General features: G+C 70.8%; 13 protein-coding genes. 6 read left to right on the forward strand and 7 right to left on the reverse strand.

The features are described from left to right. Nucleotides 1-32 precede the first annotated feature (32 nt). Both ACYVLP_RS24685 and ACYVLP_RS24690 read left to right on the forward strand, forming a co-directional pair. The gene (locus ACYVLP_RS24685; protein WP_460629932.1) at nt 33-767 is read left to right on the forward strand and encodes a LemA family protein; all 735 of its coding nucleotides are present in this window, start codon (nt 33-35) and stop codon (nt 765-767) included. Between the two features lie 184 nt (nt 768-951). Beyond that, on the forward strand, nt 952-2,217 hold the full coding sequence (locus ACYVLP_RS24690; RefSeq protein WP_460629933.1) for a M23 family metallopeptidase: 1,266 nt from the start codon (nt 952-954) through the stop codon (nt 2,215-2,217). 22 nt (nt 2,218-2,239) lie between these two features. On the opposite strand, the gene ACYVLP_RS24695 is transcribed toward ACYVLP_RS24690, so the two are convergent. Further along, nucleotides 2,240-3,193 carry a TIGR03086 family metal-binding protein gene (locus ACYVLP_RS24695; RefSeq protein ID WP_460629934.1) on the reverse strand — a complete coding sequence of 318 codons (954 nt, stop codon included), beginning with the start codon at nt 3,191-3,193 and terminating at the stop codon, nt 2,240-2,242. Nucleotides 3,194-3,357: 164 nt separating this feature from the next. Beyond that, nucleotides 3,358-4,077 (reverse strand): DedA family protein, encoded by a 720-nt coding sequence (locus ACYVLP_RS24700; RefSeq protein WP_460629935.1) that lies wholly within the window; start codon nt 4,075-4,077, stop codon nt 3,358-3,360. A gap of 301 nt (nt 4,078-4,378) precedes the next feature. Here ACYVLP_RS24700 and ACYVLP_RS24705 point away from each other — a divergent pair, with 301 nt between their 5' ends. Continuing rightward, nucleotides 4,379-5,020 carry a TrmH family RNA methyltransferase gene (locus tag ACYVLP_RS24705; RefSeq protein WP_460629936.1) on the forward strand — a complete coding sequence of 214 codons (642 nt, stop codon included), beginning with the start codon at nt 4,379-4,381 and terminating at the stop codon, nt 5,018-5,020. A 25-nt stretch (nt 5,021-5,045) separates the two neighbouring features. On the opposite strand, the gene ACYVLP_RS24710 is transcribed toward ACYVLP_RS24705, so the two are convergent. Beyond that, a complete protein-coding gene (locus ACYVLP_RS24710; RefSeq protein WP_460629937.1) occupies nt 5,046-6,272 on the reverse strand; it encodes a citrate/2-methylcitrate synthase in 1,227 nt (408 codons plus the stop codon). A gap of 103 nt (nt 6,273-6,375) precedes the next feature. Between ACYVLP_RS24710 and ACYVLP_RS24715 the strand changes: the two genes are divergently transcribed. From ACYVLP_RS24715 to ACYVLP_RS24725, 3 genes are all read left to right on the forward strand, one after another. Continuing rightward, nucleotides 6,376-7,566 carry a citrate/2-methylcitrate synthase gene (locus tag ACYVLP_RS24715; RefSeq protein ID WP_460629938.1) on the forward strand — a complete coding sequence of 397 codons (1,191 nt, stop codon included), beginning with the start codon at nt 6,376-6,378 and terminating at the stop codon, nt 7,564-7,566. 276 nt (nt 7,567-7,842) lie between these two features. After that, nucleotides 7,843-9,030: an endo-1,4-beta-xylanase gene (locus ACYVLP_RS24720; RefSeq protein WP_460629939.1), complete on the forward strand. Its 1,188-nt coding sequence runs from the start codon at nt 7,843-7,845 to the stop codon at nt 9,028-9,030. Between the two features lie 211 nt (nt 9,031-9,241). Next, nucleotides 9,242-9,451, forward strand: coding sequence for a dodecin (locus ACYVLP_RS24725; RefSeq protein ID WP_452270853.1), 210 nt, complete (start codon nt 9,242-9,244; stop codon nt 9,449-9,451). Nucleotides 9,452-9,503: 52 nt separating this feature from the next. Here ACYVLP_RS24725 and ACYVLP_RS24730 read toward each other — a convergent pair whose 3' ends face one another. The 4 genes from ACYVLP_RS24730 to ACYVLP_RS24745 form a co-directional block, all read right to left on the reverse strand. Further along, a complete protein-coding gene (locus tag ACYVLP_RS24730) occupies nt 9,504-10,739 on the reverse strand; it encodes an ABC transporter permease (RefSeq protein WP_460629940.1) in 1,236 nt (411 codons plus the stop codon). Next, on the reverse strand, nt 10,736-11,692 hold the full coding sequence (locus ACYVLP_RS24735) for an ABC transporter ATP-binding protein (RefSeq protein WP_460629941.1): 957 nt from the start codon (nt 11,690-11,692) through the stop codon (nt 10,736-10,738). The genes ACYVLP_RS24730 and ACYVLP_RS24735 overlap by 4 nt, the downstream gene beginning before the upstream one ends. Before the next feature lie 74 nt (nt 11,693-11,766). Beyond that, nucleotides 11,767-12,456, reverse strand: coding sequence for a response regulator (locus ACYVLP_RS24740; RefSeq protein WP_460629942.1), 690 nt, complete (start codon nt 12,454-12,456; stop codon nt 11,767-11,769). Then, nucleotides 12,453-13,820 (reverse strand): sensor histidine kinase, encoded by a 1,368-nt coding sequence (locus tag ACYVLP_RS24745; RefSeq protein ID WP_460629943.1) that lies wholly within the window; start codon nt 13,818-13,820, stop codon nt 12,453-12,455. Before ACYVLP_RS24745 ends, ACYVLP_RS24740 begins: the two co-directional genes overlap by 4 nt. Nucleotides 13,821-13,875: the final 55 nt, after the last annotated feature.

A 13,875-nucleotide genomic window follows, 5' to 3' on the forward strand; every position in this document is an offset into this window, starting at 1 on the left:
AACACTGACCACCTGATGCTGGGGGAGAACCCATGATCGTCGTCTGGATCCTGCTCGGCCTGCTCGTGCTCCTCGTCATCTTCGGCGTCGTCTCCTACAACGGGCTGATCAGCCTCCGCAACAAGGTCGAGGAGGGGTGGCGCCAGATCGATGTCGAGCTGAAGCGCCGGCACGACCTGATCCCCAACCTCGTCGAGACCGTCAAGGGGTATGCCGCGCACGAGCGGGGCACGCTCGAGGAGGTCATGCGAGCCCGGTCCGCGGCGATGGCCGGCGGCCAGTCGCCCGCCCAGGCGGCGCAGAGCGAGGGCATGCTGAGCCAGGCGCTCGGCCGGCTCATCGCCGTCGCGGAGGCGTACCCGGACCTCAAGGCGAACCAGAACTTCCTCGCGCTCCAGCAGGAGCTGACGAGCACCGAGGACCGGATCGCGTCCTCACGTCGCTACTACAACGCCCTCGTGCGCGACCTCAACACCAAGGTCGAGACGATCCCGTCCAACATCGTCGCGAACATCGCGAGCGTCCGCCGGGCGGAGTACTTCGAGACCCCCGCGTCCGAGGCTGCCGTGCCGAACATCTCGTTCGGGGACCAGGCGCCCGGCACGTTCGGCTCGACGCCGGGCGCACCCGCCGTCGGCGGGTCGACCCAGCCCGGAGCGATCGGTGGCCCGTCGACCCAGCCCGGAGCTCCGCTGCCGCAGGCTCAGGCACCGGTCGACCCGACTGCCCCCGACCCGAGCGTGGACCGGACGACGCCCAACGAGTGAGCGTGCGCGTCGCCGGAACGACGTCTCCTCTGCACCTGGTGGCCGCATCCTCGGTGCCTGGTGTGCGCCTGAGCCGACGCACGATGAGCCCCGACATCCGCACGGGGCTCTGGATGGCGCCGCGCGGCGGTCGACCGTCAGGCAGGAGCCCGGCGCCGCGACGAACCAGGAGGCTGGCCTGCCGGTGGATGAGCTGACACCCCGCACCGAACCTCTGGTCCTCGACATCCGCCTGAGCGGTCGCAGGGCACCGATAGCGGCACTCGTGGCTGCGCTGTGCCTGATGTCCTTCCTGGGCGGCAGTGCCGCCCAGGTGCCGGGAACCGACGTCATGCTGGTCTCGGGCGCCCCGGCCGTCGTCGCCGGCGCCGTGGCAGCGGTCGGTCGGGCCGGCGACGGGCTCACGGACAGTGCTCTCGCCGGTCTCGGCGGGGGGTCAACCGCCGCCTCGGCCTTCGCCGACGCACCCGGCGGCGGGTTCATGTTCCCCGCCATCCAGCTCACCCCGCTCGCGGCCCGGGCCATAGCGGTGCAGGTCCTCGCCCCGTACGCCCTGGCGGACCCGGTCACCGGCAGGCCGGTGTTCGTGCACCCGGTGCCCGGCGGTGAGACCTCGTCGTTCGGCCCGCGCGTGCACCCCGTGCTGGGGCGGCCGATGTTCCACACCGGCATCGACCTCGCCGCCACCTGCGGCACCCCCATCCGGGCTGCGGCCGCGGGCAAGGTCATCTACGCCGAAGTCTCGGCCTCTTGGGGCCTGCGCACGATCATCGAGCACACGCCCACGCTCAGGACGGCATACGGCCACCAGTCGCGCTTCTTCGTCAAGGAAGGCGACGTCGTCAAGCAGGGCCAGGTGATCGGCCTCGTCGGCACGACCGGCTGGTCCACCGGCTGCCACCTGCACTTCGACGTCATCCTCAACAGCCGCTACGTCGACCCGGCCCCGTACCTCGGCTTCCCGCCGTCTGACGCCAAGTCCGTCCCGTATGCCGTGGTCCCGCACGTCGTGTTCGACCAGGGTGGCCGCGTGGTCCACACCGTCGAGGACGGCGACGTCCCGCTGCCCGATGCGACGATCGTCGCGCCTGGCGCGGCGACACCGACGAGCCGCCCGCCGGCCGGCTCGTCCGGCGTGCCGCGCACGGATCCGAGCGTGCCGACAGCGCGCCCGAGCGTGCCGACCCGGCCGACGGGCCCGACCTCGAGGCCGCCCGCGACGAACCCGTGGACGACCATCCCGCCGACGAGCGTGCCGCCCACCACGCCGGCCCCTCCCGTCACGTCAGTGCCACCGACGACGCCTGACCCGACCATGCCCGACCCGACCACGCCTGAACCCACGACCTCGTCCGAGCCGCCCTCGCCAGGACCACCCAGTCCGACCGAGCCGGCGCCGACGACGAGCGTGTCGCCGGCGCCCGCGGACCCGTCGGCGAGTCAGCCCTGAGTGCTGGTGACCCTGCGCAGGCCTACCCCTTGACGTAGGAGCGCTTCTCGCTCACCTTGCCGTCGCGCAGGCGCACCAGGTCCATGCCGCGCACGTGTCCTGTCGAGCCGTCGTCTGCGGTCCACTCATAGCGCCATCGCAGGACGCCGCGGTCACCGTCGACGAAGGACTCCTCCTCGACGAACCTGGGCTCCCGCGTGTGCGTGAACAGCTCCTCCCACACCGCCCGCACCGCGGCCGCGCCTTCGTGGCGGACGCCATCGGGTGCCGGGCCGGTGGACTCGAAGACGCAGTCGTCGGTCATGTGAGCCATGATCGCGGCGACGTCGCCGCGGAAGAAGGCCGCGTTGAAGGAAGCGAACCCGGCGTGGTTGGGGCCCCAGCGCGCGTCCCGGCCGAAGCGAGCCAGCAGGTCCGACTGCGGGTCGCCGGACAGAGCGCCCCGAGCCGCGACGGCGCCACCGCCGCGGTAGGCATCCTCCACCCGCTCGAACCACGTGCCCACCCCGTCGACGAGGCCGGGGTCCAGCCCGCGGGCGTTCCCCGTGGCGACGGCCAGGTCCCAGCCGTGCACCAGGTGGTCGGCGGTCAGCTGGCTGATGTACTCGTCCATCGACTCCTCGCCGTAGGAGAGCTGCACCGTGCCGTGGCTCGGCAAGGTCTCCTCGACGGCGGCGGTCGCCTCGTCCGCGGCGTCGCGCCCGGCTCCGCGAGGATCGTCCCCGAGCAGGTCCCCGTCGAACCGGTCACCCACCTGCGCGATCGTCTCGCCTCGCATCAGAGGCGAGGTCCAGCGGTCCTCGCCGACGACGTGGTTGACGAGGTCCCGCACGGACCACTCCGTGCACGGCGTAGGCAGGTCCCACTGGTCGTCGGTGACCGCCGCCACTCGCTCGGACCACCACTGCACGCTGCGTCGGTAGAGCGCGCCGACGTCGTCCGCGCCGGCCGCCTCGCTCGTCTCGCCTGAGTCCATGCCTCGCCCTCCGTTCCGTGTCGCCCCTGACAATCGATTCTGCGACGGCGCCCCCACGCGCGCGGGCGTTCCCGCGAACCCGGGGGTGACGGCATACGCCGCCGGCATGGCAAAGGCCCGGTTCGGTGCGAACCGGGCCCTGGCCGTGCGTACGTGGAGCGTCCTCAGGGGCGCTGGTCGGCGCCTGTCGCGCTCTCGGCGATGTCTCCGGCCGCCTCGCCGAGCTCGGCCGCGATCGCCTTGGCCTGCCGGCGGTGCTTGAGGTACTCGACCAGCATCGGGACCACCGACACGAGCACGATCAGCACGATGGCGATCTCGAGCTTGTCGGCGATGCCGGGGAACGACTTGCCGAGGAAGTAGCCGAGCAGCGTCAGGCTGGTGACCCACAGCACCGCACCGACGGCGCTCCACGTGAAGAAGCGGTGGCGGTCCATCCGGCTCACGCCCGCCACGACCGTGATGAAGGTGCGCACGATCGGCACGAACCGGCCGATGACCAGAGCCTTGTTGCCGTGCTTGTCGAAGAACGCGGTGGTCTCGTCGAAGTACTTCTTCTTGAGGAAGCGGCCGTCGCGGTTGTAGAGCGGTGTCCCGAGAGCGCGTCCGATCTCGTATCCGACGACGTTGCCGAGGAAGGCCGCAGCACACAGGGCCAGGATCGCGACGCCGAGGTTGAGGTGCACCTGGCCGGTCGCGATGAACAGGCCGACGGCGAACAGGAGCGAGTCGCCCGGCAGGATCGGGAACAGCAGCCCGCACTCGATGAACACGATGGCGAGCGCGATCCAGAAGAAAGCGTCGCCGTACTGGCCGAGCAGGTACGCAGGGTCCATCCACTTCGGCCCGAGGGCGGGGACGGCGGCTGCGGCGAGTGCGTGCATGGGTGACAGGGTATGCGGTCGGGCTCGGTATCCCTGAATCGTTCGCTGGGTGCTTCCTGCCGGATCCGGTGTCGCTCCGGCCACACGTCTGCATCGTTTGGGTATCGAAGCGGCTGTGGGACTTCCGCCTCGTGGGCACTGACGCAACCATGACTGTGGGAGCGAAGGGGGAGGCAAGGCACGGCGCCCCGGCTCTCGGGGCCGCGATATCCGCGCCGCACGGCCGTGCCGCCTCCTCCTGCACACCGCCCTGGTCGTCACTGGCGGCCGCCACTCCTCCCCGCTCGTAGACTCTGCCTGCGTGAGCGACGAACCGTCCCGGCCGAAGCACGACACGCAGGTCGGCGTGGGGCCTTGGCAGGGGGACTGGCCCGAGGGTGAGCAGTGGGACGCGGACCTGCTGCGCCACGGTGACCGGCGCAACGTCGTCGACGGCTACCGCTACTGGCGACACGAGGCGATCGTCGCGGACCTCGACCTCAGGAGACACGACTTCCATGTCGCAGTGGAGAACTGGGGCCACGACTTCAACATCGGATCGGTGATCCGCACTGCAAACGCCATGGGCGCCAAGGCTTTTCACATCGTTGGCAAGAGGCGTTGGAACCGGCGCGGTGCGATGGTGACCGATCGGTACCAGCACGAGCACCACCACCCGGACGCTGCAGGACTGGCGGAGTGGGCGCGTGGCGAGGGCCTCGTCCTGCTCGGCGTCGACAACCTGCCGGGCTCGGTGCCGATCGAGACGTACGACCTGCCCCGCCGGTGCGTCCTCGTCTTCGGCCAGGAAGGGCCAGGGCTGTCCGAGCCGATGCGTGCCGAGTGCGCGGCGGTGCTGCACATCGAGCAGTTCGGGTCGACCCGGTCGATCAACGCCGGTGCGGCCGCCGCCATCGCGATGCACGCCTGGGTTCGGCGACACGTCTTCGGCCAGCCGGTCTGACCGCTCGGGGGCGGACCGTCCTGGCTCACCCCTGCGGGTCGCGGCCGCGCCATCGGAGCGGCTCCTCGGCGTACTCCTCGACCACGTGCGCAGCGACGCCGAACGAGCGAGCCACCTGGAAGACGACCTCCCCCGCCTCGGCAGGGAGCCCGAGCGCGTGCAGCACCGCGGCGCTCGCGAGGTCGATGTTCGGCAGCGACCCGGTGCGCTCGGCCACGACCGCGGCGAGCCCCTCCACCCGTCGGCGCAGCCGGGTCGTCCCTCTCCGACGCCACAGTGCGTCGAGCACGATCTCGGCCCTCGGGTCGCCGGCGGGGTACATGAAGTGCCCGAAGCCCGGCACGCTGCCGTAGGCCTGCAGGGACCTCGCGACGAGCGGCGTCGGGTCGGCACCGTCGGCCAGGAGTGCGTGCGCAGCCACCGGTGCGGCCCCGTGCAGCGGTCCGGCCATCGCGGCGTACGCGGCGCCCAGGCAGTCGTAGAGCCCCGCGCGCGTCGACGCGGCGACCCGGGCGGCGAGGGTCGAGGCCGTGAGGCCGTGGTCGAGCAGGGCGACGAGCAGCACGCGTAGGGCGTCCACGTCGGCGGCCCGTTCGGCGCGGCCGCCGAGAGCCGCGAGGGTCAGCGCGGCAAGGTCCGTCGGGTCGTATGCCGGCGGGCGGGCAGTGCTGCCAGCCACGAGCCGGACGGCGGCTGGGATCGCCGTCATGGCCGTGGCGCGCACGCGGTCGGCGTCCGTGTCGCTGGCGAACGCGTCGGCGGCCGCGAGCAGCTGGACCGCGACCGGCATACGTCGTTCGAGCGGCAACGTGGAAAGGTCGACCGCATCGAGGTCTGAGACCGGGACGCTTCGTCCGTATGCCGTCCGATCGGCCGGCGTGGGCACCTGTGTGCCTGGCGAGAGCGCCTGTGCCACAGGGACGCCCACGACCAGGGCGGCGGCCTGGTCGACCGAGCCAAGAGCGATGACATCGCTCAGGGGCACACCCCGGAAGAGCAGGTCGCCGTCGGTCTGACTGCTCACGGCGGTCGCGATGCTGCGGAACCGGAGGACCGGCTGGGACCCCGACGGGCGCGTCGCCGAGGCCATCGCGTCGACCTGCGCTCGGTCGAAGAGGCTCTCCTGCTGCCCCGGTCGGCGCCGGCTCCGGATCAGGCCGCGACTGACGTAGGCGTAGAGCGTGGCGCGCTTCACGCCGAGGCGCTGCGCGGCCTCGGTCGTCGTGATCCATCCCGGATGCGGGTCCGTCATGGTCGTCTCCTGGTGGTGGCCTGGGCCGGGGTTGAGCCGATCAACATTGACGATGTTGATCAACAATACGCACAGTGACGAGTGAACCCGAAAGGAGCAGGCCATGTCCAGCAACCAGGCCCCCCAGACCGACGACGGCTTCGTCACCGTGCCGCGCGGACTCGCCAAGGTCATCGTCACCGACACTCAGCTCGGCGACGTCCGTGGTGAAGAAGGCTTCTACCACTACCGAGAGTTCTCGGCCGTCGACGTGGCCGAGCATGCGTCGTTCGAGCAGGCGTGGCACCTGCTCGTGCACGGCCGCTTCGCCACGGACGACGAGCTCGCTGCGTTCACCGCGCAGGTCGGGCGACTTCGCGTCATGCCACCCGAGCTGGCCGAGCTGCTCCCCGCGATCTGCGCGACCAGCCGTGACCCCCTGCAGGTGCTTCGGACCGCACTGTCCGCGTGGGGCGGCGTCGCGGGCCTGCGACCGCTCTACGACTCCGACGAGGACGAGAAACAGGCGGCAGCCCTCGCCGCCGTTGCCGTGACGCCGACGATCCTCGCCGCGTCGCACCGCATCCACGGCGGTCTCGCGCCGATCCCGGCCGACCCGACGCTCGGGCATGCGGCCGACTACCTGCGGATGGTGTCCGGCCAGGTGCCGGCCGCGCGGGACCTGCACGCCGTCGAGCAGTACCTCGTCTCCACGATGGACCACGGGTTCAACGCGTCCACTTTCACCGCGCGAGTCATCGCCTCGACGGGTGCCGACCTGGCTGCCTGCCTCGTCGGTGCGATCGGCTCCTTCTCCGGGCCCAAGCACGGCGGCGCGCCGAGCCGGGCGCTGGAGTCGCTCGACGAGATCGGCAGCCTGGACCGGGCCGAGGCCTGGGTCCGCGACAGGATCACCTCCGGCGACCGGATCATGGGCTTCGGGCACGCCGTGTACCGCACGCGCGACCCGCGGTCGGAGATGCTCAAGGGCATCGCCCAGGGTTACGACGACCCGCTCGTCGACTTCGCCGTCGGTGTGGAGGACGCGATCGAGCGCAGTCTGGCCGAGCTCAAGCCCGGCCGTGAGCTGCACGCCAACGTCGAGTTCTATGCGGGCGTCGTCATGAAGCTGGCCGGCCTCGACCCGAGCATGTTCACACCGACCTTCTGCGTGGCGCGGGTCGTCGGCTGGGTTGCGAACATCCTCGAGCAGAGCCGCGACCCCAAGATGATCCGGCCCGCCGCCCGCTACATCGGCCCGACGCCGCCTGCGCCTCTCCCGCTCCCGATCGCCCTCGCCCCCCAGCCCGCCTGACCAGGCCCAGGCCCTCCCGACCCCTCCGACCCAGCCCTCCCGACCCCTCCGGCGGTTCGAGGTATTCCGATGGAGGTGATAGGTCGCCCTATGGCCCGAACCTGCACCTCGAATCGAATACCTCGAATCGTGCGGGGGCCTAGGGATGGGGGGAGGATCGGGGTGGGCGACCCGTTGCCATCGGTGGGCCGACGTCGATAGGTTAATCGATGTCGATAACGTTATCGACATCGATCGATCTTCTCCTCCCTCTCAACTCGTGCAAAGGAGCACAGTATGAGACGCACCCGAGCCGCCATCGTCGGCGGGATCGCCGCGCTCGCGCTCGCCGGCGGGGTCGCCATCCCCGCGCTCGCGAACCGCCCTGCCCCGGACATCGCCACCCAGAGCCTGCGGGACCTCGCGGACCAGCACGGCCTTGCGGTCGGCACGGCGATCGACAACGACGCGCTCTCCGACCCGCAGTACCACCAGATCGCGTCCACCCAGTTCTCCACCGTGACGGCCGAGAACGTCATGAAGTGGGAGACCATCGAACCCGTCCGGGGGCAGTACAACTGGGGGCCCGCGGACCAGTTGATGGCCTTTGCCGCCGCCAACGGCCAGAAGGTCCGCGGCCACGTCCTCGTCTGGCAGAACCAGCTGCCCGCGTGGCTGACCGAGGGCGTCGCGAACGGGACGATCTCCAACACCGAACTCCGGGCGATCCTCGAGAACCACATCAAGACCGTCGTCGACCACTTCAAGGGCAAGATCTGGCAGTGGGACGTCGTCAACGAGGCGGTCACCGACCCGTGGGACAGCCAGAACGGGCACATCGGCTACAAGGGCTTCTGGTACCAGCACCTCGGCGAGAGCTTCATCGCCGACTCCTTCCGCTGGGCCCGCCAGGCGGACCCGAAGGCGCTGCTCTTCTACAACGACTACAACATCGACGCCTTCGGCGACCTCGGCCCGCTCGACAAGACCGAGTTCGTCTATGAGATGGTCAGAAACCTTCGCGCACAAGGGGTTCCGGTCGACGGTGTCGGCTCGCAGGCCCACCTGTCGACGCGCTACGGCAACTACTCGCCGCTGCAGATCGCGGATGCTCTGAACCGGTTCGCCGGCCTGGGCATCGCCACCGCGATGACCGAGGTCGACGTGCGGAACCTGCTCCCGGAGACTCAGACCGGCGACACGATGAACCCGCTGCTGCAGGCGCAGGCGTACAACTACAGCGCCCTGCTCCAAGGCTGTCTGCAGAGCCGGCACTGCCTGTCCTTCACCGTCTGGGGCTTCGACGACAACCACAACTGGACCAACACCTGGGACTTCGGCAGCGGAAAGGGCCGTGAGGCGCTCGCCGCGATCTATGACACGAGCTACCAGCCGAAGCCGGCATACCGGGCGCTCCAGGCCGACCTCGCCTGGGGCGCTCCGCCGGTCGTCCAGAGCCGCATCCCGCAGCAGCCGATGAACTGAGCCCTGCCGCGGCATACCTCCTGACGACAGACCCGCGCCACGGCGCAGTTGTGGTGGGCCCACGGGCCGAGACCAACCACACCTGCGCCGTGGCGCACTCGTGGTGCGGGCGGCCGGCTCCGCGCGCATCCCGTTGACCGCGTCGGGCCACCGCGCGGACGATGGTCGCACTGCCGGCGACGAGGCCGGGAGAATCCGGAAGGAGCACGGCATGGCTGCACACACCTACGGCATCTCCGAGATCGTCGGCACGTCGGAGACCTCGATCGACGACGCGATCCAGGGAGCCATCGCCCGAGCCCACAAGACGATGCGCAACCTCGACTGGTTCGAGGTCGTCCAGGTCCGTGGCCACCTCGAGGACGGAGCCGTGGCGCACTACCAGGTGACGATCAAGGTCGGCTTCCGGATCGAGGACTGAGCAGTATGCCGTCGGGCCGGGTCTCCCCGGCCCGTTCGACGTGCTCCCGGGGTCAGTCCTCGGCGGTCATCGCCTGGCGCCAGGACAGCCGGCCGCGGTTCTGCATGAGCGACCGGCGGTAGATCCGCTCGCCGAGCACGATGGTGGCCGCGGAGAACACCGCCATGATCAGCAGCGACAGCACCGGCTCCCACCAGGCCGCGTCGCCGGACAGGATCCTCGAGGGCATCGCGATGACCGACGCGATCGGCACGAACGACGCGATCTTGAGACCCGTGCCGGTCAGGCCGAAGCTGAGCAGGTAGACGAGCATCAGCACGGTCGTCATCGGTGCGGTGGTCGACTGGAGGTCCTCCATGCGGGACGCCAGCGCCCCGGCGACTGCGAAGAGGCAGGCGAGGGCGAAGAAGCCCACGGCGAAGAAGAGGACGAACCACACCACCGCAGTCGACAGCGTGGGCAGCAGGCTCGACCACTGCGTGAACGACACCGCGACGAGCCCCACGCCGGCGAACAGCACCACCTGTCCGAGCGCGATGGTCGAGTTGCCCACGACCTTGCCGGCAAGTAGCTGCCGCAAGGGAATTGCCGTGGCGATGATCTCGACGAGGCGTGACTGCTTCTCCTCGACGACGCTCGCGGCGATCTGCTGCCCGAACATCACCGCCGCCATGAAGAACAGCAGCGCGAAGGCGAAGGTCGCACCCCGCACGAAGCCGGTGTTGGACACCTCGCCGTCGAACCGCGCCGTCGTCAGTGTGGTTCCTCTGGACAGGGCCTGCACGGTCGTGCCGGCGGTTGCCGCGTTGTCGGCCAGGGCCTGGTCGCGCACGGCCGTCTCGAGCGCCGTCTGCAGGGTGAAGTCGACGTCGTCTGCGGAGGTGAGGACCCAGCCGCTGCCGCCCTCGTGCAGCCAGGCCTTCGCGTCACCGGCGTCGACTGCGGCACGTGCAGCGGCCGGATCGTTCACGGTCTTGGCCTTGACCTCGACGGTGTCGTCGTTCGAGTGGGCCGTGGTGGCCGCGGCGGCGACGAGGCGCCCGGCGTCCTGGTCGGTGACCGCGATCGTGTAGGTCGTCGTGCGGTTCGCCTGCCAGACCGACCATGCGCCGTACCCGGCGATGATCCCGAGGGTGACGAGGGTCGACACGATGAAGGCGCGGTTCGTCAGCCGGACGATGATCTCGCGGGTGGCGACCGTGAGCCAGGGGCGCTGGCCCCCGTCCTGGCCGACGCTCTCGCCCGCTCCGATGCCGGAGCCGGCCCGCCGGTCGTCGATGCTGGTCATGCCGTCACCTCGCGGTAGATCTGGGCCAGGCTCGGCCGCTGGGGGGAGAACTCGAACACGTCGCCGCGGCGCAGCGCCTCCTCGAGCAGGCGACGCTCCGCGCCGGTCTCGACGATCTCGAGCAGCGCGCTGGGCCCGTCGACGTCGACGACGTGGACCCCGGTGAGGCCGCGGACCCATCCGGCGTCGCCGGAGAGGACGAGCCGATGCCGGGCGACCGAATGGGACCGCAGCTCGTCGGGGGTCCCGGAGGCGACGACGCGGCCGCGTGAGAGGACGACGAGCCGCTCGCAGAGCCGCTCGACAAGATCGAGCTGGTGGGAGGAGAACAGCACCGGCACGCCGACGGCGGTGTGCTCGCGGAGCAGGTCGGCCATGCTGTCGACAGCGGCCGGGTCGAGCCCGCTGAACGGCTCGTCGAGCACCAGTGCGCGGGGCCGGCCCATGAGGGCGGCGATGATCTGGACGCGCTGCTGGTTGCCGAGGGACAGCTTCTCGACATGGTCCTTCACACGGTGCGCCAGGCCGAGCCGTTCGAGGTGCGTCGTCACCGACTCGCGCGCGGCGGCGGGGCTCAGGCCGCGCAGTCGCCCGAGATAGACGAGCTGGTCGAGCACCGGCTGCTTCGGGTAGAGCCCGCGCTCCTCCGGCATGTAGCCGAAACGGCGGCGGTCCTGCTGCGTGATGGGCCGGCCTTCCCACAGGACCTCGCCCGACGTGAGGGCGAGCACGCCGACGATCATTCGCATCGTCGTCGTCTTGCCCGCTCCGTTGCCGCCGACGAACCCGGTCAGCTGCCCCGCGGGGACGGTGAAGCTGACGTCGTCCACCGCGGTGACCTCCCCGAAGGTGCGGGTCAGGTGGCGTACCTCGATGTCTGCGGTGCCCCGGCGGTCGGCGCCGGGCGGCACCCGCACGCCGGTCCGACTGGTCAGGTCGGTCAAGTCGGTCATCGTCGGTCCCTGTCCCTGTCGCTGGTGGTCATGGCTGCACCAGCAACGCTAGGTCGCGGACCGAATGCGAGGGATCAGCCCGGCGGGGGAGTCGGCACGTCCCCCGGGAGGATGAGCCCGGCCTCATAGGCGAGCACCACGGCTTGGACCCGGTCGCGCAGGTGCAGCTTGCTGAACACGTTGGACAGGTGGGTCTTCACGGTCGCCTCGCCGACGAAGAGCTCGATGGCGATCTCGGCGTTGGACAGCCCGCGCCCGACCAGCACGAGCACCTCGAGCTCGCGCGGGGTCAGGTCGGCCAGCCGCGGGGAGAGAACCCCCGAGGGCTGGGGCACGGTGCCCACGCGACCGTGGGTCATCTGCTCGATCACCCGGCGGGTGACCTCCGGCGCCAGCAGCGCGTGCCCGTCGGCGACCGTCCGCACCGCCTCGATGAGGTGCTCGGCGTCGGAGTTCTTCAGCAGGAAGCCGCTCGCCCCGGCGGCCAGGCCGGAGAAGACGTAGTCGTCCCGGTCGAACGTGGTCAGGATGAGGACCTTGGACAGGTCCTCGGCGACGATCGCCCGGGTCGCATCGATGCCGTCCATGACCGGCATCTGCACGTCCATGAGGACGACGTCGGGGCACAGCTCGCGCGTGAGACGCACCGCCTCGGCGCCGTCGCTGGCCTCGCCGACGACCTCGAGGTCGTCCTCGACCGAGAGGATGAGGGAGAAGCCGGACCGGACGAGCTGTTGGTCGTCCACGAGCAGGACTCGCGTCACGGCGTCTCCTCGGGAAGCGGCATACGGACGCGTACTCGGTAGCCACCGGTGACGCGGGGCCCGATCTCGCTCACCCCACCATGGGTGGCGAGGCGCTCGCGCACGCCGAGCAGACCGAGCCCGGTGCCCGAGGTGCCGGACCGCGGTCGGCCCTCGTCGAGGATCTCGACCTCGGCGAACCCGTGGGCGAAGCCGTTCTCAGCGCGTCGGTCGACTCGGACGAAAACCGTTGCGGCAGTGGCGGTCGAGTGGCGCCGAACGTTCGCCAGAGCTTCCTGCACCGTGCGGTAGAGGGACAGCCCGATCGGCGCGGGCACCGCAGCGACGGCGCCGGGCGCGTCCTCGACCACCTCGCAGCGGGTCGCGAGACCCGGCGCGCCCGCCGACTCGACGAGGTCGGGCACATCGGCGAGTCCCGGCTCGGGTGCCCGGCTCGTGGCGCTGCCGGGGTCGGAGTCGTCGGCGCGCAGGGTGCCGAGCAGTCCACGCATCTGGTTCACCGCGTCGCGGGACGAGGTCTCCACCGACCGGAGGGCCTGCTCGGCGGCGTCCGGGTCACGGCGCAGCACCCGCCGCGCCGCTGCGGCCTGGATGCCGATGACCGATACGTGGTGGGCCACGACGTCGTGCAGCTCACGGGCGATCCGCAGCCGCTCCTCGACGACCGCCTGCCGCTGCAGGCTGGCGGCCTGCGCGTCGATGGTGTGGGCCTGCTCTGCCAGCCGGTCCCGCGACAGCGCCGCGCGCCACGCGAGCTGCCCACCGACGATGGCGCCACCGAAGTAGAAGATGTTGATGAGCAGGGTGTAGACGATGTAGGCCGCGACCGGGCTGAACAGGCCCTGCCGCGGAAGGGGCCGGCCGTCCCGTGTCAGCAGCTCGTCGATACCGCTGCCGACGGCATACTGCCAGGTCAGCCAGCCGAACATCAGCAGCACGACACCGGCGACGACCCCGATCATCGCGCGTCGGTCGCGCGCCCACGCGACGCCCGTGAACAGCGCGAAGAAGTAGCACGCCTGCATCGGCACGGACGACATCACCGCAGGCATGGTCAGGCCGGTGACGAACATGTGCAGCGCCAGCAGCGCCGTGATCGCGAGCGGCCACTGGCGCCGCCAGATCAGCGGGAGCGTGCCGGTCGCCACGAGGATGTGGGGCAGCGCGTCCGGGTGGTTCGTGCCGAGCGCGTCGATGCTGCGCAGCAGCTCGACCCCGAGCGAGCCGGTGACAAGGAAGCCCAACGCGACCCACGTGTCGACCCGACGCGTCCGAGCGGGGTCGGCCGGCACCCGCTCCCACGGCACGTCGACGCCGAACCACGCTTCCGCGCGCTCGAGCCCCCCACGCCACCGGTCGGTCATGCCGCCAGCCTAGGCATGCCGGGGGAGGTCCGGTTCCCCCTCGAGGGGGAGTCCG

It is taken from the genome of Intrasporangium mesophilum, from assembly GCF_054783095.1.

Coding starts and splice junctions, on each gene's coding strand:
- ACYVLP_RS24710 (WP_460629937.1), bottom strand. CDS start 6,272: ATGACGGACCCGCATCCGGGATGGATCACGACGACCGAGGCCGCGCAG.
- ACYVLP_RS24725 (WP_452270853.1), top strand. CDS start 9,242: ATGGCTGCACACACCTACGGCATCTCCGAGATCGTCGGCACGTCGGAG.
- ACYVLP_RS24685 (WP_460629932.1), top strand. CDS start 33: ATGATCGTCGTCTGGATCCTGCTCGGCCTGCTCGTGCTCCTCGTCATC.
- ACYVLP_RS24700 (WP_460629935.1), bottom strand. CDS start 4,077: ATGCACGCACTCGCCGCAGCCGCCGTCCCCGCCCTCGGGCCGAAGTGG.
- ACYVLP_RS24695 (WP_460629934.1), bottom strand. CDS start 3,193: ATGGACTCAGGCGAGACGAGCGAGGCGGCCGGCGCGGACGACGTCGGC.
- ACYVLP_RS24730 (WP_460629940.1), bottom strand. CDS start 10,739: ATGACCAGCATCGACGACCGGCGGGCCGGCTCCGGCATCGGAGCGGGC.
- ACYVLP_RS24720 (WP_460629939.1), top strand. CDS start 7,843: ATGAGACGCACCCGAGCCGCCATCGTCGGCGGGATCGCCGCGCTCGCG.
- ACYVLP_RS24735 (WP_460629941.1), bottom strand. CDS start 11,692: ATGACCGACTTGACCGACCTGACCAGTCGGACCGGCGTGCGGGTGCCG.
- ACYVLP_RS24715 (WP_460629938.1), top strand. CDS start 6,376: ATGTCCAGCAACCAGGCCCCCCAGACCGACGACGGCTTCGTCACCGTG.
- ACYVLP_RS24745 (WP_460629943.1), bottom strand. CDS start 13,820: ATGACCGACCGGTGGCGTGGGGGGCTCGAGCGCGCGGAAGCGTGGTTC.